Raw genomic sequence first — 1048 nt, forward strand, 5'->3', positions numbered from 1 at the left:
CAAAATCCCTACTTGAGCATAAACCCTTTATGCTCATCCTTATAGGTGTATTTTTAACGCGATTGGAGATGGCGTTATTTGGCTTTATTAAACTCGAGCAAGCATTTTTTAAAAATTGGTAGTTTCGGGTTTTGAAAAGTTTGATGTTTGGGCTCTCCAAAGTTAATAGTTAACGATTGGTCACTTAGTTTGTGCAGGGTACGTAAAGTATCTGGATTAATTTCTCTACGAACACTGGCTAGAAGAGCCTTAAGTTCAAGGTCGAATTTACAATCCACTTCCAGACTCTATATGCTTCAGTTAATTTCACAAAGATGTAAAAACTTAAATCGTAAGGTTTATGCTCATTATTCCTGAGCACTTCCTTTGTTTTGTAAATGCTCAGGAATGATGAGCACAAAAAATAACTTATTTGTGCACATAGATGAGGGCTTTAAAGAATGATGTACGATGACCTTGAGCATAAAATACTATCCTGAGCACAAACTTCTGAAATCTCAAATTACAGGTGGTAAAACCTATCCTGAGCACAAGGTTTCGAAAAGTTGTGTCTTTTAGTTTTAAAATGGCCAAATTCCCTATCCTGAGCACTAACATGTTGTGCTCAGGTTTTTTAGTGTATTTAGGTGCGATAGAACCTTGCGATTATGTCGTTGGTTAAATTCAAACTACGCATTTTTCAAGGCTTGTGTATTTCGAGTGGGGTATATTTTGCTCTGTCATGAGTTTTCTTACAGTTGTCATGAATGATTGATCAGAAAGGTCGCAGAGCCGTATTTGTGTGATAACTGGCTCTCCATTTTCAACGTGTTTGGTTTCGGTTTTAAGTGGGAGTGCTTGAGGTTTAATGACGCATTTTCCTTCCTGAAACCTGAAGCCCAAAGTTATTGGGTGGACCTTAATAGGGCAATTGTCACTAACAGGATCGTTCAACTTCAAAGTCGATTGGACACTGAATTGACCAATGACCTTTTGGATAATCGAAGCAATTGATTTTTCAATTACGTATCGTTCGAAGGTGTTCAGTTTAATGCATCCGGATATTTGA

The 1048-nt window shown here is 37.4% G+C and carries 1 protein-coding gene; it reads right to left on the reverse strand.

What is annotated here, in order from left to right; all coding sequences use genetic code 11:
- Window positions 1-663: 663 nt before the first annotated feature.
- On the reverse strand, window positions 664-1048 hold a 385-nt coding region (locus A3756_RS28950), incomplete at its 5' end, for a hypothetical protein (RefSeq protein WP_231875637.1).

The organism is Oleiphilus sp. HI0086, from assembly GCF_001635225.1.